Origin of the sequence: Arthrobacter sp. SW1, from assembly GCF_001766675.1 — a bacterium.
GTDB lineage: Bacteria > Actinomycetota > Actinomycetes > Actinomycetales > Micrococcaceae > Arthrobacter.
This window is the reverse complement of sequence record NZ_MJLT01000001.1, coordinates 433027-451178: the sequence shown is the minus strand read 5'-3', so window position 1 is coordinate 451178 and position 18152 is coordinate 433027. Positions and strand designations below refer to the sequence as shown.

Annotated in this window: 17 protein-coding genes; 11 read left to right on the top strand and 6 right to left on the bottom strand. The window is 66.5% G+C overall.

Features of this window, described 5'->3' with window-relative positions; genetic code table 11:
• Together BIU82_RS02135 and BIU82_RS02130 are read left to right on the top strand one after the other, a co-directional pair.
• On the top strand, window positions 1-780 hold the full coding sequence (locus BIU82_RS02135; RefSeq protein WP_070347786.1) for a PIG-L deacetylase family protein: 780 nt from the start codon (window positions 1-3) through the stop codon (window positions 778-780).
• A 71-nt stretch (window positions 781-851) separates the two neighbouring features.
• Window positions 852-1379 carry a gluconokinase gene (locus tag BIU82_RS02130; RefSeq protein WP_070347785.1) on the top strand — a complete coding sequence of 176 codons (528 nt, stop codon included), beginning with the start codon at window positions 852-854 and terminating at the stop codon, window positions 1377-1379.
• Here BIU82_RS02130 and BIU82_RS02125 read toward each other — a convergent pair.
• The 3 genes from BIU82_RS02125 to BIU82_RS02115 are packed head-to-tail and all read right to left on the bottom strand — an operon-like array spanning window position 1372 to window position 3596.
• Window positions 1372-2130 (bottom strand): MerR family transcriptional regulator, encoded by a 759-nt coding sequence (locus BIU82_RS02125; RefSeq protein ID WP_070347784.1) that lies wholly within the window; start codon window positions 2128-2130, stop codon window positions 1372-1374. The two genes, BIU82_RS02130 and BIU82_RS02125, sit on opposite strands and share 8 nt — an antisense overlap.
• A gap of 52 nt (window positions 2131-2182) precedes the next feature.
• Complete coding sequence (locus tag BIU82_RS02120) at window positions 2183-2650, bottom strand: tRNA (cytidine(34)-2'-O)-methyltransferase (protein ID WP_070347783.1); 468 nt, start codon at window positions 2648-2650, stop codon at window positions 2183-2185.
• 22 nt (window positions 2651-2672) lie between these two features.
• The gene (locus BIU82_RS02115; RefSeq protein ID WP_070347782.1) at window positions 2673-3596 is read right to left on the bottom strand and encodes a DnaJ domain-containing protein; all 924 of its coding nucleotides are present in this window, start codon (window positions 3594-3596) and stop codon (window positions 2673-2675) included.
• Between the two features lie 157 nt (window positions 3597-3753).
• Between BIU82_RS02115 and BIU82_RS02110 the strand changes: the two genes are divergently transcribed.
• Window positions 3754-4437: a hypothetical protein gene (locus tag BIU82_RS02110; RefSeq protein ID WP_253182643.1), complete on the top strand. Its 684-nt coding sequence runs from the start codon at window positions 3754-3756 to the stop codon at window positions 4435-4437.
• An 11-nt stretch (window positions 4438-4448) separates the two neighbouring features.
• Here BIU82_RS02110 and BIU82_RS02105 read toward each other — a convergent pair whose 3' ends face one another.
• Complete coding sequence (locus BIU82_RS02105) at window positions 4449-4880, bottom strand: hypothetical protein (protein ID WP_070347780.1); 432 nt, start codon at window positions 4878-4880, stop codon at window positions 4449-4451.
• A gap of 116 nt (window positions 4881-4996) precedes the next feature.
• On the opposite strand from BIU82_RS02105, the gene BIU82_RS02100 reads away from it, so the two are divergent.
• Window positions 4997-5674, top strand: a complete 678-nt coding sequence (locus BIU82_RS02100; protein ID WP_070347779.1) for a helix-turn-helix domain-containing protein — start codon at window positions 4997-4999, stop codon at window positions 5672-5674.
• A 9-nt stretch (window positions 5675-5683) separates the two neighbouring features.
• Window positions 5684-6910: a cysteine desulfurase family protein gene (locus BIU82_RS02095; protein ID WP_070347778.1), complete on the top strand. Its 1227-nt coding sequence runs from the start codon at window positions 5684-5686 to the stop codon at window positions 6908-6910.
• A 1-nt stretch (window position 6911) separates the two neighbouring features.
• Here BIU82_RS02095 and BIU82_RS02090 read toward each other — a convergent pair whose 3' ends face one another.
• The gene (locus BIU82_RS02090; protein WP_070347777.1) at window positions 6912-8150 is read right to left on the bottom strand and encodes an FAD-dependent oxidoreductase; all 1239 of its coding nucleotides are present in this window, start codon (window positions 8148-8150) and stop codon (window positions 6912-6914) included.
• A gap of 192 nt (window positions 8151-8342) precedes the next feature.
• Here BIU82_RS02090 and mnmA point away from each other — a divergent pair, with 192 nt between their 5' ends.
• Together mnmA and BIU82_RS02080 are read left to right on the top strand one after the other, a co-directional pair.
• Window positions 8343-9482 (top strand): tRNA 2-thiouridine(34) synthase MnmA, encoded by a 1140-nt coding sequence (gene mnmA, locus BIU82_RS02085; protein ID WP_074466393.1) that lies wholly within the window; start codon window positions 8343-8345, stop codon window positions 9480-9482.
• Between the two features lie 132 nt (window positions 9483-9614).
• Entirely contained in the window at window positions 9615-11246 is a 1632-nt protein-coding gene (locus BIU82_RS02080) for a hypothetical protein (RefSeq protein ID WP_070347775.1), read from the top strand.
• A 12-nt stretch (window positions 11247-11258) separates the two neighbouring features.
• On the opposite strand, the gene BIU82_RS02075 is transcribed toward BIU82_RS02080, so the two are convergent.
• On the bottom strand, window positions 11259-12104 hold the full coding sequence (locus tag BIU82_RS02075; RefSeq protein WP_070347774.1) for a caspase family protein: 846 nt from the start codon (window positions 12102-12104) through the stop codon (window positions 11259-11261).
• A gap of 382 nt (window positions 12105-12486) precedes the next feature.
• Between BIU82_RS02075 and BIU82_RS02070 the strand changes: the two genes are divergently transcribed.
• The 4 genes from BIU82_RS02070 (at window position 12487) to BIU82_RS20250 (ending at window position 17989) form a co-directional block, all read left to right on the top strand.
• Window positions 12487-14118 (top strand): ABC transporter substrate-binding protein, encoded by a 1632-nt coding sequence (locus BIU82_RS02070; protein ID WP_070347773.1) that lies wholly within the window; start codon window positions 12487-12489, stop codon window positions 14116-14118.
• 90 nt (window positions 14119-14208) lie between these two features.
• Window positions 14209-15294 (top strand): ABC transporter permease, encoded by a 1086-nt coding sequence (locus BIU82_RS02065; RefSeq protein ID WP_070347772.1) that lies wholly within the window; start codon window positions 14209-14211, stop codon window positions 15292-15294.
• On the top strand, window positions 15294-16286 hold the full coding sequence (locus BIU82_RS02060; RefSeq protein ID WP_070347771.1) for an ABC transporter permease: 993 nt from the start codon (window positions 15294-15296) through the stop codon (window positions 16284-16286). Before BIU82_RS02065 ends, BIU82_RS02060 begins: the two co-directional genes overlap by 1 nt.
• Window positions 16283-17989: an ABC transporter ATP-binding protein gene (locus BIU82_RS20250; protein ID WP_070347770.1), complete on the top strand. Its 1707-nt coding sequence runs from the start codon at window positions 16283-16285 to the stop codon at window positions 17987-17989. Before BIU82_RS02060 ends, BIU82_RS20250 begins: the two co-directional genes overlap by 4 nt.
• Window positions 17990-18152 lie beyond the last annotated feature (163 nt).

Sequence of the window (18152 nt, the reverse complement as noted above, 5' to 3'; positions counted from 1 at the left end):
TTGACCACTGACGCCACGTCAGCAAAGAGCCCGTTCAGCGCCTCCACGGAGCGCGTTGAGCGGGTGCTTTGTTTTACCGCCCACCCGGACGACATCGACTTCGGCGCTGCCGGCACCATCGCGGCCTGGACGGCCGCGGGGGTGCAGGTCAGCTACTGCATCATGACCGACGGCGATGCCGGCGGCTTCGAGGCCGACAGCCACCATGCGATCACTGACACCCGAGCGGAGGAGCAACGGCGTGCCGCGGCGATCGTCGGGGTGGAGGACATCCACTACCTGCATGAGCGTGACGGCTACCTCGAGGTGACGCACGACGTCATCAAGCAGGTGGTGGGGCTGATCCGTGAAATCCGTCCGCAGATCGTGCTGGCCATGCACCCGGAGCGGAACTGGGAGCGGCTGCAGAAGAGCCACCCGGACCACCTGGCTGTAGGGGAGATCGTCACCCGCGCCGTCTACCCGGCCGTGGAGAATCCTTTCGCATACCCGGAACTGGCTGAGGCCGGCCTCGACGCCTACAAGTTGCCATGGCTCTGGCTCTTCGCGGGCCCGGGGGAGCGGGAGAACCACTTCGTGGACGTGTCCGGGCATGTCGAACAGAAGCTCGAGGCGATCCGGGTCCATGCCAGCCAGCACCCGGACCTGCCCGCCATGGAGCGGACCGTCCGCGGCATGCTCCTGGACAACGGGCGCCGTGCCGGGCTGCCGGAAGGCTCCAGTGCGGAGGCCTTCCATGTGGTCAACGTCAACGGGAACCAGACCATCGCGGGATTTTGATCTTGCCGCTGTGTAACGCCTGTCATATGCTTGAAGCCGGTTAAATCATATTTATGAGAGACAGGCTTTCAATGGCGAAGACTGCACAGCAGCCCGTACTGGTGATCATGGGAGTGTCCGGCTCGGGCAAGTCCACCGTGGCGGGCGTGCTCGCCGGCCGCCTCGGCTGGGACCTTGCCGAAGGAGACGACCTCCATCCGCAGGCGAATGTGGACAAGATGCATTCCGGACAGCCGCTCACGGATGAAGACCGCTGGCCCTGGCTCGGGTTGATCGCGGATTGGATCCGCGGCCACACCGAGGCCGGGGAGCCGGGCATCATCACCTGCTCGGCACTGAAGAAGAAGTACCGCGATGTGCTGCGGGGGGAGAACGTGGTCTTCGTGTTCCTGCAGGGCAGCAAGGAGAAAATCTCCGACCGCCTCGCCTCACGCCACGGACACTTCATGCCGCCGTCGCTCCTGGAATCCCAGTTCGACGCGCTGGAGGAGCCAAGCACGGACGAGAACCACATCTCCCTGTCCGTTTCGGCATCGCCTGCCGAAGAGGCGCAGGAAGTCATCGACCGGCTTGGACTCCTCCGGGTAACAACTAGCTGAGGCGCGCGTCCGCGTACGCCGTCATGGCTTCGCTCAGGTACCCGGCCAGGCGCTCGTCGTACTTGTCGTAGAAGGCCTTGAAACGCTGGTCTTCCACGTACATCCGGCCGAGCCCGGCGTAGGACTCCCGGTTCGGGGTCCAGCTGCGCAGGATCCACTGGTAGTGGAGTTCGACGGCGGCCTGGGTCCTGGCGTCGTCGGCCGGCAGCCCGGCGTTGAGGCAGTCCAGGACGGCGCGGTTCGCGGCGTCGGCCTGGTCCATGAATTCCTGCTTCTGCTCGGTGGTCATCGCCGCGTGGCGGGCCTTCGACTCGTCGACGACCTCGTTGCCCCAGCGCTGGCGCGCCTCGGCCTCGTAGGGGTTGTTGTCGAAATCCTTGAAGATGTTTTCCGCTGACATGGGTGCTCCTTGACGTAGTGCTGTGATGGTGGCGTCGACCGTCCTGGACATGCGGTCCAGGCGGTCGCGCTCGGCCAGTAGCCATTTCCGGTGGACGGCGAGTGCCTCCACGGGATCGGTCTGGCCATCCAGAACTTCGCCGATGGTCTCGAGCCCAAGGCCAAGTTCACGAAGCAGGAGGATCCGCTGCAGGCGCAGCAGTTCCGGCTCGCCGTAGTAGCGGTAGCCGTTGTGGGCGGTGAACGCCGGTTCGAGGAGGCCGAGCTGGTCGTAGTGGCGCAGCGTCCGTGAGGACACCTTGCTTGCCTTGGCCACCTCTGAGATGCTCCAGGTGCTTTCGTCCTGCTTCATGGAACCAGCGTAGAAGTTGACGTTACGTCAAGGTCAAGCCCTGGGTGCGGAGTTAGAGCTGGGCCCCGGTGAAGCCGTTCTGCCGCCAGGCCTCGTACACCGCGATCGACGCGGCGTTGGCGAGGTTGAGGGAACGCAGGGACGGCCGCATCGGCAGTCGCAGCCGTGCCGTGATGTGCGGATCCTCTTTCAGCCAGTCCGGCAGTCCCACAGATTCGGGCCCGAACAGCAGTACGTCCCCCGCTTGGTAGGAGATCTCCGTGTAGGAGGTGTCGCCGTCGGAGGTGAAGGCAAAGACGCGTTCCGGCTCCAGCGCTTTCCAGGCCGCTTCGATGTCCTTGTGCACCGTCACCACGGCGAGGTCGTGGTAGTCGAGCCCGGCGCGGCGCAGCTTGGCGTCGGAGAAATCGAAGCCCAGGGGTTCAACGAGGTGCAGCTCGGCGCCGGTGATGGCGGCCAGGCGGATGGCGTTGCCCGTATTGCCCGGGATTTCAGGAGTGTGGAAGAGGATGCGGAACACGGATCAATCCTAGCCAGCCGCGTCAGTGCATGCCGCGCAGCAAGCGGGCGAGCACGGGCACCACGACAGTGTTCGGCACCGGGCCCGAGGAAAGGAACTGCTTGAGTCCTTTCGCCAACCCGGCGGCATTGACCACCTGGATGCCGCCGTCGTCGTCATGGCGGTAGCGGTCGATCACGGGCTCATGCGGATTGGTGTCGGGCCCGTGTACCACCACCCAGGCTGTGACGTTCAGTTCCGGGAAGATGTCCTGCATATGGCGGGCGATCAACCCCAGCTGCGGCGGCGGGACGGCGCGCCCGCCATGGCGCAGCGCCACGCCGTCCCAGGCATAGGCACCCTTGGGCAGGAGCATCGAGCCTACGAGCGCGAGGCGGTAGCCGGCCAGTACGGCGTGGTCGATGTGGCTGTTGTCCGAGGGGGATCGCAGGCCGTTGATGAGCCGGGCCGAAGGGATGGCCGGCAGGATCTGCCGACTGATCAGCTGGACCGTGCGCATTTCCCGCTGGATCCGGGCTTCGGCGCCGAAAATGCCGCGCTTCCGCGGCATGCCGTGGACCTGCCGCGCCGCCTCAGCGGGTGAAAGCAGCGGGACCTCCAAGGGATCGTCGAACGCCGGGACGTAAACGGGCGCATCTCCGGCGGTGTTGCGTGGCACGTTCGGTCGGTGCACGGTTGTACGGCTGGAAGGTGCGGCAGTGGCCTCGCCGGTTCCCGGGGCGGAAGGCTGCCGGGTGCTGGCGTAGCGGCGATCGTACTCCGCCCGACGGCGGGGATCCACCAGTGTCTCGTAGGCGAGCGTCACCTGGCGGAAGACCGCGGGGTCTCCGCCATGGTCCGGATGCGCGGCCCGGGCGGCCTTGCGGTAGGCCCGCTTGATCTCTTGTTCCGTTGCATTAACGGAGACGCGGAGGACCTGGTAGTGGGAGCTGGTGCCCTCGGCCAAGCACGGCCCTTTCTCTGGAGTCTGAGGTTGGGGCCAGTCTAGCCAGCCTGCAAGGACAACGAACCGCAGGCGCCTTCCGGTTCCCGGCGAAGCTTGGACGGCGCAGGTTAGACTCGGAGGCGGCAAAGACGGAACAGGGAACGATTGGGGCTGCGGTTTGGAGACATTCGTACGGCGCGCAGTGGCGCGGCCGCTGCGTTTCGCAGCGCTCATTGCCGGGGCGGGTGTTCTGGCCTCCTGCAGTGTCAACGTCCCGGATCCGGAGGTCACGACGCCGACCCCTCCGCCGTCGGTCCTGGCAACGCCGACCATTACCCCCGGCCATGACGCGGACGCCGTTGCGGCCAAGGACCTCCCCTTGAAAGCGGGCAAGACGCTTGCCGCCGGCGTGCCGGTGGAGATCTCGGACGGACTCCGCGAAGTCCCGGGCTGGCGTGTCATCCAGGACAAGGTCCAGGGCCAGAGCCGTTTCGCCCGGAAGGACGGCTGCGAAGTCACCACGCGGCTGAGCCTCAACCAGGGCGCGCTCGCGGTGGCGGGGGATGACAAAGCATCCACGGAGAAGCTGTTCGCCTACCTTGATCCAAGCATCGCGGCGGACTCCCTGAAAGCCGAGACGCTGCGCTGGGGCGGGGACGATGACAAGCCCAGGCGCGCGGTCGAAGTGCTCGCCTTCAATCCGAGGCCGGCGGGCGGCAAGGCTTTCAGCGTGATGGCTCGGCTCTTTGCCACCGCCGGTTCTTCGGCGTACTTCGCGGTGGTCTGCCCTTCGCCGTCGGCCCTGGCGGGCGCCAAGGCCGATGTGGCGAAGTACCTTCCGCTGATCCCGCCGGGCAACTAACTCCTCTGTGACTACCTCCGGCCGTTTCCTGCCGCCTGGCTGCCGGCGAGCCGGTTCAGGGCGAGGGCTGCAACCATGAGGCCGAAGTCCCGCAGGGCGACGTCGAAGTAGTTGCCGAGCACCAGCAGGTTCACGATGATGCCCAGGAGCCAGGCGGCCACCAGCAACGATCCGAAGCGTGGGCGCACGGCAACGGCAATGCCCGCGATGATCTCTATGACGCCCACCCCGTACATGAAAGCCTGGGGCGTCACCGGAATGACGGCGGTGGCCGCGGGGGCGAGATAGACGGTCCAGTCGGCCAGCAGCTTGGTGAACTTGTCCAGGCCGAAGAGGATGGGCGCCACGGTGAAGACGGTCCGCAGCAGGAGGTAGGCCTGTCTGGATGGTTCCATGCTGAGCGCCGAAATCCTGGTGTGCGCCGCAGTGGTTTGCGTTTTCATGGCTCTTCCTTGTGTTGGTGGGTGGGTTCCTATGGTTCTCTAAAACTGGGTATCTTGATTTTAGAATCATGCCGGAATTTAATCAACGGATGCCTTTTTAGAGTTACCCTTGTTCCATGACCGGACTTTCCTGGCGTGAACGGCTCTCCGCGCTGTCGTCCCTTGGTGATGAGAGCCGCCGCAGGCTGTATGAGTACGTTTCCTCCATGGAGACACCCACCGGCAGGGACGAAGCCGCTGCCGCCTTGGGCATGCCGCGCAGCACCGCGTCCTTCCACCTTGACCGCCTGGTCCGCGATGGTTTGCTCGGCGTCGAATTCCGGAAGCCGGTAGGCAAGGGCGGCCCCGGCTCGGGACGGCCCGCCAAGTTCTACGTCCCGCTCTTCGCCGAAATCGGCGCCTCCGTTCCGGAGCGCAATTACGACCTCGCCGGCAGTGTGCTCGCCGCGGCGGTAAGTTCCGCCATGGACGACGACGGCGGCGCGGCCCGGGAGGCGCTGCTCGCGAGCGCGCGTGCCAAAGGCGCCGAGGCGGCTGCGGGCGGACGGGACTTCCTCGAGGTGCTCGCCGCGCAGGGATACCAGCCGGAGCCCGATGACGCGGGCGGCCACATGTTGGTCAACTGCCCGTTCCACAAGCTCTCGCGCAGCCACCCGGAGGTGGTCTGCGCGATGAACGGCGCCTTCCTGGCGGGAGTCGCGGAATCATGCGGCGTCGAGGGAACGCGGATCTCCGGCGACGACCGTCCGGGCCACTGCTGCGCACGCATCCTCCCGGCCGAGGGCGATCGATAAACTCTTAAGGTGCCTGTATATCTGGACCATGCCGCCACCACGCCTATCGCGCCGGCCGCGCTCGAGGCGATGACCCGCGAGCTCGCGCGCACGGGCAACCCTTCGTCGCTTCATGCCTCCGGCCGCCGCGCACGGCGTTCTGTCGAGGACGCGCGGGAAACCCTGGCAGCGGCGGCGGGCGCCCACCCGTCCGAAGTCATCTTCACCTCCGGCGGAACCGAGGCGGACAACCTCGCCGTCAAGGGCCTCTACTGGAACCGCCGCGACGCCGACCCGCAGCGGACCCGCATTCTCTGCTCCGCCGTCGAGCACCATGCCGTGCTGGATACCGTCGAATGGCTGGAGCGCCACGAAGGCGCGGAGGTCTCGTGGCTGCCGGTGGACGCTGACGGCGTTGTCCGGCTGGACGCGGTCAAGGCCGAAATCGAGCGCGACCCGGCATCGGTGGCGTTGGTGACGGTCATGTGGGCCAACAACGAGGTAGGCAGCATCCAGCCGGTCCCGGAGATCGTGGCACTTGCCGCGGCCCACGGCATTCCGGTGCATTCGGACGCCGTGCAGGCTTTCGGTGCCGTACCCCTCAACTTCCGCGACTCAGGGCTGGCGGCGATGTCCGTATCAGGGCACAAGATCGGCGGCCCCGTAGGTGTCGGTGCCCTGTTCCTGGGACGCTCCGTGAAGCTGACGCCGGTGCAGCACGGCGGCGGGCAGGAGCGCGACGTACGCTCCGGCACCCTGGATACCGCATCGATCGCCGCCTTCGCTGCCGCGGCCGGCGCGTTGACCGTCGACCTTGCATCGGAAAGCAGCAGGATTGCCGGGCTCCGGGACAAGCTGATCGACGGCGTGCGCACCGCCGTGCCCGAGGCCGTGCTCCGCGGCGCGCCGGGCGACGGCCGCCTGCCAAACAACGCCCACTTCACCTTCCCCGGCTGCGAAGGGGACTCGTTGCTCTTCCTGCTGGACCTGGCCGGCGTCGAATCCTCCACCGGCTCCGCCTGCACGGCCGGTGTGCCGCGGCCCTCCCATGTGCTGCTGGCGATGGGCCTCGACGAAGACACCGCCCGCGGGGCGCAGCGCTTCAGCCTGGGCCACACCTCAAGCGAAGCCGACGTCGACGCCCTTCTTCAGGCGCTGCCCGACGCCTATGCGCGGGCCAAGCAGGCGGGCATGGCCGGGCATGAGTCCAGCATCCAAACGGCCGCCACCGTCGCAAAGGCGTCCGGGCAGGGCTAGCTCATCCCTCCGGGAGCAGCTCCTCCAGCGGGATGTCCGGATCGGCCAGTCGTGCCGGATCCACCGGAACCCGGCCGGAGATCAGGGCCTTGATGTGCTTGTGCACCTTGGGCAGGTTGATGCTCATGCCGGCCACCACTGTATTGCCGTCCAGCCAGAAGGCCAGGAAGCTGCCGTCCTCCATGGAACCGCGCAGCAGCGGGCTGCTTCCCGCTGCGAGGGACGGGAAACCGGAGTACTCCATGGACGCCTCGAACTGGTCCGTGTAGAAGTACGGCACCATGTCCAGCGTCGCGTCCTGGCCCAGCATGGCCTTGGCCGCGACCTTTCCGCCGCTGAGCGCGTTGAACCAGTGCTCGCTGCGGTGATGCTCTCCGGTGAAGGGGTGCAGCGCGTTCGCCACGTCTCCTGCGGCGAACACGTCCGGGCTGCTGGTGCGCAGGGACGCGTCAACCAGGATGCCGTTCTCCAGCTCCAGTCCCGCCTTTTCGGCAAGGGCAGTGTCCGGAATGACCCCGGCGGCGATCACCACGAGGTCGGCTGGAATTTCCTCTCCGGAATCCGTCACCACGGCCTGCACGCGGCCTTCGCTGCCTTTGATCTCCTTGGCGCTCGCGGGCAGGCGGAACTGCACGCCATGCGACTCGTGCAGCCGGCGGAAATATGCGCCCAGCTCCGGCCCGATGGCGCCTGAAAGCGGAATGTCTTCCAGACCCAGGAGGGTGACTTCGTTGCCATAGCTGCGGGCTGCCGCCGCGACTTCCATGCCGATCCAGCCGGAACCGACCATCACCAGGCGCTTGCCGCCGTCGGACAGTTCCTCCTTCAGGCGACGGGAATCGTCCAGGGTGCGGAAGGTGCTGACTCCCACCAGCTCGTTGCCGGGCAGCGGAAGCTGCCGCGGTTGGGCGCCGGTGGCGATCAGGAGCCTGGAGTACTCCAGCTCCCGGCCGGAAGCGAGCGTGAGGCGGTGCGCCCCGGGCGCCAGCTCGACGGCGGGATCGCCCAACAGGAGTTCGACGTCGTTTTCCCGGTACCAGTCCTGCGGCACCACCGGGACTTTGTCTTCGCCGTCCTTGCCGAGGAGGAATTCCTTGGAGAGTGGCGGGCGGAGGTAGGGGATCTGCGCTTCCGCGCAGGCGATGGTGATGGCTCCGGTGAATCCTTCGGAGCGGAGGGTCCGGGCGGCGGTGGCGCCGGCCAGGCCGCCGCCGGCGATGACGATGGGTCCGTTGGCCATGATGCCTCGATTCCTTGAAGGCCGTTTGCTGCATCTAAAACCGTCAACTTTGACTTTAGAATCGCGGCGGCGGAGGGTCAAGGGTGCGCTGGTGCGCGCTGTTTCTGCCCGGTGCGCGGCTGGCGGTAGAATGGACGGGCGCGCGGTGTCTTCCGGCGCAACAACATCCCCACAATCCAGCAGAAAGCCAGCATGCGAGTACTTGCAGCCATGAGCGGCGGAGTCGATTCCGCCGTTGCCGCCGCCCGCGCCGTCGAGGCCGGGCACGACGTCGTCGGGGTCCACCTGGCGCTGTCCCGCATGCCCGGAACCCTGCGCACCGGCAGCCGCGGCTGCTGCACCATCGAGGACTCGCGGGACGCCTGGCGTGCCTGCGACGTGCTGGGCATTCCCTACTACGTCTGGGATTTCTCGGAACGCTTCAAGGAAGACGTCGTCCAGGACTTCATCGACGAATACGCCGCCGGCCGCACCCCGAACCCCTGCATGCGCTGCAACGAGCGCATCAAGTTCGCCGCACTGCTTGAAAAGGCCCTGGCCCTCGGCTTCGACGCCGTGTGCACCGGACACTACGCCAAGGTCATCCACGACGCCGACGGCAACCCGGAACTGCACCGCGCCGCAGACTGGGCGAAGGACCAGAGCTACGTGCTGGGCGTGCTCACCCATGAGCAGCTCAAGCACTCCATGTTCCCGCTGGCAGACACCCCGTCCAAGGCCGAAGTGCGCGCCGAGGCCGAACGCCGCGGCCTGTCCGTGGCCAACAAGCCGGACAGCCACGACATCTGCTTCATCTCCGACGGGGATACCCGTGGCTGGCTCGCCGAAAAGATCGAGATGACCACCGGCGACATCGTCGACGAGACCGGCGCCAAGGTCGGCGAGCACCCGGGAGCGAACGCGTTCACGGTAGGGCAGCGCCGCGGCCTGAAGCTCGGCACCCCCGCCGCCGACGGCAAGCCGCGCTTCGTCCTGGAGATCCGCCCCAAGGAAAACAAGGTGGTCGTAGGCCCGGAAGCCCTGCTCGCCATCGATGAGATCCGGGGCATCAAGGTCTCCTGGGCCGGGCTGCCGATCGCCGAAGTGGCAACCGGCGCCGAGTTCGACTGCCATGCCCAGGTCCGTGCCCACGGGGACCCCGTACCTGCCCGCGCCCGCGTGGAAGCCGTCACCGACGAATCCGGCGTCGAGCGCGAAGGCCTGGTGGTTACCCTCAACGAGCCGCTGCGCGGCGTGGCCCCCGGCCAGACCGTGGTGCTCTACCAGGGCACCCGCGTGCTGGGCCAGGCCACCATCGACGCCGCCCGCTCACTGCAGCGCGCCGCCCTCTAAGGACGCCGCCGGACGGCCGTCCGCCGTCGTCCTCCCGTGCTTGCTCCATTGCCTGCGCGCGCCCGCGGGAAGATACTGGGCTAGGCAGCATTCCGCTGCGGAGGGGCATGGGGTTCCGCACAGGGGACGGCGATGGCTGTGGCATTTCAGGGGAAGGCGCCGGGCGACATCAAGGCCGGGCAGATGGTTCCGCTGACCGTGCTTGCGGAAGGCCCCATCGGGGTCCACGGCATGGCGCCCATCACCACGCAGCTCAAGGTGCCCGTCGAGCGTTTGCGCAGGGGCCCTACCGGGCACAGGCTGAGTGTCCACATCCGGAAATGGCGCGGCACCAGCGTGGTTCCCGTCTCGCTCACCGTGCCCGGTGACCCGTGGCATTTCGTCTCGGAAGATCCGCCCCGCGAGCTGCGCGAGCTCCTGGACGATTCCCGCTTCCTGGCCCAGCACGTCTACGGCGTGGCATCTGCCACCCTGCACTTCTTCGAAACAACCCTGGGCCGCCGCATGCCCTGGAACCCCGAAGGCCGGCTGATCCTCAAGGCCCGCGACCTCGTGACCGCCACGGACACCGGCTATGAACGCGGGACCAACATCATCCGCTTCGGCTCCATCGACCGCATGGGCTACAAGGTGCCCACCGCCCTGTACCGGGACATCGTGGCACACGAAGTCACGCACGCCATCCTGGACGGTTTCCGGCCGGCATGGGCTGACCAGCTCGCCGGAATCGAGCAGCTGGCCATGCACGAGGCCTTGGCGGACCTGGTGGCGATCCTTTCCGTGTTCTCCTCCCGGGATGTGGTGTACCGGCAACTGCTGTCGGCGGCCGGACAGGCAGGGGTGGATTGCCCGCTGGACGACGCGGCGATGATGCGCACCCTCTTTGACTTCGCCCGCGACCTCTACGCCCGGGGTCCGTTGCGCGAACCGTTCGTGGGTGCGGTGCCGGATGACTGGCAGGAGTTTGCCGATCCCCATGCCCGCGGCGCTGTGGTGGTCGGGGCGGTGCTGAGGGCGGTCCACCGGCTCTGGGTGGAACGGAACCGGCGCTTCGGCGAAGGGCAGAGCCTGCAGCAGAAAGCCGAATCCGGCTCCATTGTGGGCACGCGGGTGCTGCGCATGGTGATCCGGGGCCTGTCCTACATGCCGCCCGTCGACGTCCTGTGGCGGGACCTGCTGCGCGGCATCATCGCGGCGGACATGGACATGGTTCCCGAAGACCAGTACGGCTACCGGGAAGCCTTGCAGCAGGAGTTTTCGCGGATCGGGATCAGGCGTGTTCCGACGGTCAACATCACCGGCGTGGAAAACTACGTGGGCCTGCGCTATCCCGTACGCCTGGCCGCGTTGGGCTCGGACCCGCAGGAAGTCCAGCGCTTCGTCTGGGAGAACCCGCGCCTGCTCGACGCCGCCCGCCTGGAACGGCGCACGCCGCTGAGCTCCACACGGGTGCGCACCTCCGAACGCGTGTCACCGGACGGCTTTGTAGTGTCCGAAATCGGGGCATCCTTCATCCAGACCGTGCGGATGAGCCGCCGCGAGGCCGCGGTGCGGCTCGGGCTGAAGACCCGCCGCGAGTACGTGGACATCCGAGGTGGCGGGCTATTAAGGTTCGACGCCGGCGGGCGCCTGGTCTATGCGGCACTGAAACCGGTGATGTCCCGGGAGCGGCAGGCGGCCATGTTTGTCTCCGACGAACAGCACGCCGCCGAACAGGAAGTGTCCAGCGGCGTGCAGGGCAGGTTCCACCGCACCGGCAACTGAGCCCGGAAAGGGCTATCCGGGCGTTCCCCACGCGGCCTTGCGGGCCGCCGTCGACGCCTCAAGCTGTGCCACCTGGTCAAAGCCGCCGGCCTTCAACCCCTTGCTGACCGCCTTGAGGATGTCCGCGCGCGGAAGCGTTCCGTCCGCCTCCAAGGCCTTTACCAGGTTGTAGGTGAACGCTCCGTTGTAGCGCTTTTCGAGATAGGCGTCGGCCGCGGTCTGGTCCGCACGGCACGCTGCCATGAGGACCGGCTTGCTGTCGCCACCGGCCTTGACAAGGTCCCGAAGCACCCGGGTATCGCTGTACTCGGAGGCCGCCACCGCCCGCGGGGTCGGAGCCGGCACGAAACGGGGGCGCCGGCCGGGCAGCAGGTCCAGGGATTTCAGCCCGGTCCCGCTGTGGCAGGTGTCCAGCACCACCTCGAACAGCACGCCGTCGGGCAATTTGCTGAACAGCCCGTAGAGCTCGTCGTCCGCGATCACCGTTGCCGGGTCCCACGCGTCGCCGGTGTTGTTGATGCCGTAGCAGGCGAAGGCTTCGTCCAGGCGGTCCGCTTCGTCAGCGCTGGCGTCCGGGATCTGGGTGCCGTGGCTGGAGAAGGTGAAGACCAGATGGTCCGCGGTGCCTGTCACGGCAAGGTCCATGAGCTTGGACAGTTCCGCCATCACGGCGTCCTTGTCCGCGCCAGCATCGTGGAGCACAGTGATGCCGGACGCAGGGAATCCGTACTTCCCTTCCAGCAGCCCGGAGAGGTCGTTGGCGTCGTTGACACAGCCTTGGAGCCAGCTGGATTGCGGAAGGAACTTGAATTCGTTGATGCCCACGCAGAGGGCTGCCTTGTTCGAGGACTTGTTCATGAGCGCATCCTTTGACGGGAAGTCGCGTATTCAGACTAGGCGGCCCCAATCTCCGCCGCCAGGACGGCCCGCCTGTGGCTGTGTGCCAAGGCGGGCCACGGAGCGCATCTCAACTGTATTCCGGCGGCCCGGGTGCGGCAATGGAGTCCGCCCGCGCGACGGGCACTTGGCGCGGGCGGGACGCCGGGAGGCGCCGAAAAGTAAAGTTTGTGTTTCAAATCACGCGAACCAGGCTTTTTCGACCGTTTGTTCTGGTTGAATCATGGGGTCAGATGAGTGTGCCTCGGATCACAAAAAACGCGGGCGCGCCAACCATCGAACATTCGAATCTCCCGGGCTCGAATCCACGGAACCTGAAATCCACAGAACAGAAAGTTCACTGATGGCAATCAACAACAAAGCCCTGCACTGCGCCATCGCGCTTGCGGGCGCCTCCGCCTTCGCCCTGACGGCCTGCACCGGCCCCACCGGCGGCTCAAGCGGCAACGGAACCGGCGGAGCAAGCAGCACCATCGCCTACGGCACCACGGACAAGGTGACTGCGCTGGATCCTGCGGGCTCCTACGACAACGGCTCCTTCATGGTGATGAACCAGATCTTCCCGTTCCTCCTCAACTCCAAGCCGGGCGGCGCGGAACCCGTTCCGGACATCGCGGAATCGGCGTCGTTCACCAAGCCCACCGAGTACACGGTCAAGCTCAAGAGCGACCTCAAATGGGCCAACGGCCACACGCTGGACTCCAAGGACGTGAAGTTCAGCTTCGACCGCCAGGTCAAGATCGCCGATCCCAGCGGCCCCTCCACCCTGCTGACCAACATCGCCTCGATCAGCACCCCGGACGCGCAGACCGTGGTCTTCACCCTCAAGCAGGCCAATGACCAGACCTTCGCCCAGATCCTCTCCAGCCCCGCCGGTCCGATCGTCGACGATGAAGTCTTCCCGGCCGACAAGCTCCTCGCGGACGAAGACATCATCAAGGCCAAGGCCTTCCACGGCCAGTACACGATCGAGAGCTACAACAAGAACACCCTCATCAGCCTGAAGCCCTACGCGGACTACAAGGGCGTGCTGGACAAGGCGGCCAACGGCGGCGCCACCATCAAGTACTACACCGACCAGAGCAACATGAAGCTGGACATCCAGCAGGGCAACCTGGATGTCGCCAACCGCAGCCTGAGCGCCACGGACATCGAGGACCTCAAGAAGGATTCCAAAGTCAAGGTCCATGTGGGCCCGGGCGGCGAAATGCGCTACATCGTGTTCAACTACAACGTGATGCCGTTCGGTGCCAAGACCGCCGACGCCGATCCTGCCAAGGCGCACGCCGTCCGGCAGGCGGTGGCCCACCTGGTGGACCGCCAGGCGATTGCCGACCAGGTCTACAAGGGCACCTACCTGCCGCTGTGGTCCAACGTCCCGTCAGGCTTCCTCGGCGCCAACGAATCCTTCAAGGAGCTCTACGGCGAGGACGGCAAGCCGAGCGCGGACAAGGCCAAGCAGGTCCTCAGCGAGGCCGGCGTCAGCACCCCGGTGACCATCAAGCTGCAGTACAACCCGGACCACTACGGCAAGTCCTCGGGCGACGAATACGCCATGGTGAAGGACCAGCTGGAGAAGTCCGGCCTGTTCAAGGTAGACCTTCAGTCCACTGAATGGGTCACGTACAACAAGGCATCCAAGGCCGACACCTACCCGGTCCACCAGCTCGGCTGGTTCCCGGACTTCTCGGACCCGGACAACTACCTCACCCCGTTCTTCCCCAAGGGCGGCTTCATCAACAACCACTACTCCAACCCCAAGGTCGAAGAGCTGATCGCCAAGCAGCTGACCGAAACGGACAAGGCCACCCGTGAGAAGGACATCCAGGATGTCCAGAAGCTCCTCGCGGAAGACATCTCCACCCTGCCCCTGCTGCAGGGTGCCCAGGTCGCCGTGGCCGGCGCCAACGTCAAGGGCGTGGACACCACCCTTGACGCGTCCTTCAAGTTCCGCCTGGGCAGCGTTTCGAAGTAATCCATCCACTCAGGAGGCGGGGTTCGCCCCGCCTCCTGCTGTGAGCAGGGCCGATGCCCGCGAAACGATCTGTCTACTAAGGATTTCCTCATGGCTACACTCATTGAGGCCGAGACACCTGATGTGCTTGGCCCTGCCGCGCCCAAACGCGGCGCCGGGGGAGTGGGACGCTACATCCTCGTCCGCTTCCTCCTGATCTTCCCCACCATCTTCATCCTCGTCACGCTGGTCTTCTTCCTGATGCGGATCACCGGCGACCCCATCACCGCCGCCCTCGGCGGACGCCTCCCGCAGGACCAGCTCGATGCCAGGATCCACGAAGCCGGCTACGACCGGCCGATCCTGGTCCAGTACTTCGAATACCTCGGCCAGATCGCCACGGGCAACTTCGGCACCACGCTGTCCGACCGTCGCCCCGTGGTCGAGATGCTCGCCACCTTCGGCACGGCAACCCTCGAACTCGCCATCAACTCCCTGGTGGTGGCATTGCTCATCGGCATTCCGCTCGGCATGATCGCGGCCCACCGCCGTGACCGCACCCCGGATGCTGTGCTGCGCTTCTTCGCGATCCTCTGCTACGCCACCCCGGTGTTCTTCGCCGGCCTGCTCCTGAAGCTGACGTTCTCTGTGGCGCTCGGCTGGTTCCCGGTGTCCGGCCGGGCCTCCACCAACACCGAACTGGCCATGTCCCAGCTCGCGGCTCCCAGCGGCATCTACTGGCTGGACGCGCTCCGCAGCGGAAACTACCAGGCACTCGGCGACATTGCGGCACACGCGGTGCTTCCCGCCGTCGCGCTCGGACTGCTGACCGCGGGGGTCTTCCTGCGGCTGGTGCGCACCAACCTGATCGGCACGCTCGGCAAGGACTACGTGGAAGCCGGCCGCTCGCGCGGCGTCAGCGAATTCCGCCTGGTCACCAAGCACGCCTACAAGCCGGCCCTCATCCCGATCATCACGGTCATGGGCCTGCAGATCGCGCTCATGCTCGGCGGCGCCGTGCTGACCGAGACCACCTTCGAATGGAAGGGCCTGGGCTACCAGCTCGCCCAGTACCTGACAGCCCGCGACTTCGTGGCCGTGCAGGGCATTGTGATGCTGCTGGCCGTGATCGTAGCCTTCACCAACTTCGTGGTGGACATCCTCGCCGCGGTCATCGACCCGAGGGTGAGGTACTGATGAGTGACACGACGACGGCGGCCCTGCCGCCCGCGCCCCGCAAGGCTCCGCTGCTGGACCGCTTACCTGTGGCTTCGCATATCCGGCAGAGCGTCGGACTGCAGCGGACCATGCTGCTTATCGGTACCGCCCTGACCGGCCTCTTCCTGCTTGCGGCGCTGTTCGCCCCGTTGATCGCCCCGTTCGGCTTCGCGCAGATTTCCGACGCCGACGGTACCTTCCCTGCCCAGGCGGCCCCGGGCGGGAAGCACCTGTGGGGGACCACCGTGGGCGGCTACGACGTGCTGTCCCGCGTGCTGTGGGGTTCCCAGACCGCGGCGATCGTGATTGTGGTGTCCGTGGCCATGTCCCTCTTCGTGGGTGTGGCGCTCGGCCTGCTCAGCGGGTACTTCGGCGGCTGGCTGGACAGGATCCTCGTGGTCATCGCGGACGCCATCTACGCCTTCCCGTCCCTGCTGCTGGCCATTGTGATGTCGATCGTCATCAGCCGCGGCCAGTCCAGCTTCTGGGGCGGTATCCTGGCCTGCGCGTTCTCCATCACCGTGGTGTTCGTGCCGCAGTACTTCCGGGTCATCCGGGCCGAAACGATCCGGCTCAAGGCCGAACCGTTCGTGGAATCGGCCATGGTGGTCGGTGCCTCCAGCTGGCGTATCATGGGCCGGCACATCTTCAAGAACGCCACCCGCACCCTGCCGCTGATCTTCACGCTCAACGCCTCCGAAGCGATCCTGACCCTGGCCGGCCTCGGCTTCCTGGGCTTCGGCATCGAACCGACCTCGGCTTCGGAATGGGGCTTCGACCTCAACAAGGCGCTCGCAGACGCATCCTCCGGCATCTGGTGGACGGGCGTGTTCCCCGGCGTCGCGATCGTCCTGACCGTCCTGGGCCTGACCCTGGTGGGCGAAAGCATGAACGACCTCAACGACCCGCGGCTGCGCGGACGCCGGGCTGCCGGAAACAAGCGCAACACCAGCAAGGCAGGCAAGGCATGACCACCAACCTCGGAAACATCACGGACGGGCAGCCCGAGGGCACCCCCGTCCTGGACATCGACCACCTCAAGGTCACTTTCGCCACGGACAGCGGCGACGTGCACGCCGTCAAGGACGTCAGCCTGGAGGTGAAGGCCGGCGAAGTCCTGGCGATCGTTGGCGAGTCCGGCTCCGGAAAGACCGTCACGGCCAAGACCATCCTGGGCCTGCTCCCGGAAACGGCGACGAGCTCGGGCGCCGTGCTGATCAAAGGCAACAACGTCATCAGCGTCAGCCCGTCCACGCTGCGGAAAATCCGCGGACGCGACGTCGCCATGGTGTTCCAGGAACCGTCCACCGCGCTGAACCCGGTATTCACCGTGGGCTGGCAGATCGCCGAAGGCATCCGGGCCCACGCCACGGACGGGCACCGGGTGTCCGCGAAAGAAGCCAAGGAACGCGCCATCGAAGCGCTCCGCAAGGTGGGTATCCCGGACCCGGAAATCCGCGTCAACTACTACCCCCACCAGCTGTCCGGCGGCCAGAAGCAACGCGTGGTGATCGCCGCGGCGCTCGCCTTGAACCCCGGACTGATCGTGGCGGACGAACCCACCACCGCCTTGGACGTGACGGTGCAGGCGGAAATTCTGCAGCTCCTCCGGGACCTCCGGGACAAGTACGGCACCTCGATCGTGCTGATCACCCACAACATGGGTGTGGTGGCAGACCTGGCCGACCGGGTGGTGGTCATGTACCAGGGCGATGTGGTCGAGGAGGCAAGCGCCCGCACGCTGTTCGCCGAACCGAAGCAGGACTACACCAAGCGACTCCTGGCCGCGGTTCCGCACCTCGGCCGGGATTCGGCGTCGGAGGGGGCCGCTGAACGGATGCACCAGGGCGGGAAGATCCTGGTCGAAGCCAAGGACCTCACCATCGCCTTCCCGGGCCGCCTCGGCACCCCCGGCTTCAAGGCAGTCAACGGAGTCAGCTTCACGATCTCCGAGAACGAAGTCTTCGGACTCGTGGGGGAATCCGGCTCCGGCAAGTCGACCATCGGCCGGGCCATCGCCGGCCTGAACCGGGCCACCGGCGGCAGCTTGAAAGTGTTCGGCTACGAAATGCTGGGCTTCAAGGAACGCAGCTTCAAGCCGCTCCGCAAGGACATAGGCTTCGTGTTCCAGGACCCCGCGGCCTCTTTCAACCCGCACCTGACCGTGGGCGAATGCATTGCCGAGCCGCTCCTGATCCACACGCATCCGAGCCCCGCGCAGGCCCGGCTGCGGGTCGGGCAGCTGCTGGAGTCCGTGCAGCTTCCGGCCTCCTACGCGGCGCGTTACCCGCACGAACTCTCCGGCGGCCAACGGCAGCGTGCCTCCCTGGCCCGCTCCCTCGCCTTGAACCCGCGGCTGCTGATCGCCGATGAGCCCACCTCGGCCCTGGACGTCTCCGTGCAGGCCAAGGTCCTTGAACTGTTCAAGGACATCCAGGAGGAATACGGCTTCGCGGCGCTCTTCATCAGCCACGACCTGGCCGTGGTGGACATGCTCTCCCACTGGGTGGGCGTCCTCTTCAAGGGCAAGCTCGTGGAACAGGGGATCGGCAGCCGGATCATGGGCGCGCCGTCCCAGGACTACACGAAGCGACTCATTGCCTCGCTGCCCGTGCCGGACCCGGTGGAACAGGCCGTCCGGCGGGAAGCGCACCGGGCGCTGCTCGGAAGCTGACGGCGGCGGGCGTCGCGCGGGGGTGCTTCGGGCGCGGCATACCGCGATCCTCTGCGTGCTATTCCCCGCGCCTTTCGGCAGCTAATTGCCCTGCCGAGGGCGCGGGGCCCCTTTTACGCACGCTGCCGGATCACGGCATGCCGACCTGGCCGCCGTCGGATCG

Bases quoted from the DNA above. Each gene is read 5' to 3' on its own strand.
- BIU82_RS02105 (WP_070347780.1), bottom strand. From the start codon at position 4,880: ATGAAAACGCAAACCACTGCGGCGCACACCAGGATTTCGGCGCTCAGC.
- BIU82_RS02130 (WP_070347785.1), top strand. From the start codon at position 852: ATGGCGAAGACTGCACAGCAGCCCGTACTGGTGATCATGGGAGTGTCC.
- BIU82_RS02100 (WP_070347779.1), top strand. From the start codon at position 4,997: ATGACCGGACTTTCCTGGCGTGAACGGCTCTCCGCGCTGTCGTCCCTT.
- BIU82_RS02080 (WP_070347775.1), top strand. From the start codon at position 9,615: ATGGCTGTGGCATTTCAGGGGAAGGCGCCGGGCGACATCAAGGCCGGG.
- mnmA (WP_074466393.1), top strand. From the start codon at position 8,343: ATGCGAGTACTTGCAGCCATGAGCGGCGGAGTCGATTCCGCCGTTGCC.
- BIU82_RS02125 (WP_070347784.1), bottom strand. From the start codon at position 2,130: ATGAAGCAGGACGAAAGCACCTGGAGCATCTCAGAGGTGGCCAAGGCA.
- BIU82_RS02065 (WP_070347772.1), top strand. From the start codon at position 14,209: ATGGCTACACTCATTGAGGCCGAGACACCTGATGTGCTTGGCCCTGCC.
- BIU82_RS02060 (WP_070347771.1), top strand. From the start codon at position 15,294: ATGAGTGACACGACGACGGCGGCCCTGCCGCCCGCGCCCCGCAAGGCT.
- BIU82_RS02090 (WP_070347777.1), bottom strand. From the start codon at position 8,150: ATGGCCAACGGACCCATCGTCATCGCCGGCGGCGGCCTGGCCGGCGCC.
- BIU82_RS02070 (WP_070347773.1), top strand. From the start codon at position 12,487: ATGGCAATCAACAACAAAGCCCTGCACTGCGCCATCGCGCTTGCGGGC.
- BIU82_RS02075 (WP_070347774.1), bottom strand. From the start codon at position 12,104: ATGAACAAGTCCTCGAACAAGGCAGCCCTCTGCGTGGGCATCAACGAA.
- BIU82_RS20250 (WP_070347770.1), top strand. From the start codon at position 16,283: ATGACCACCAACCTCGGAAACATCACGGACGGGCAGCCCGAGGGCACC.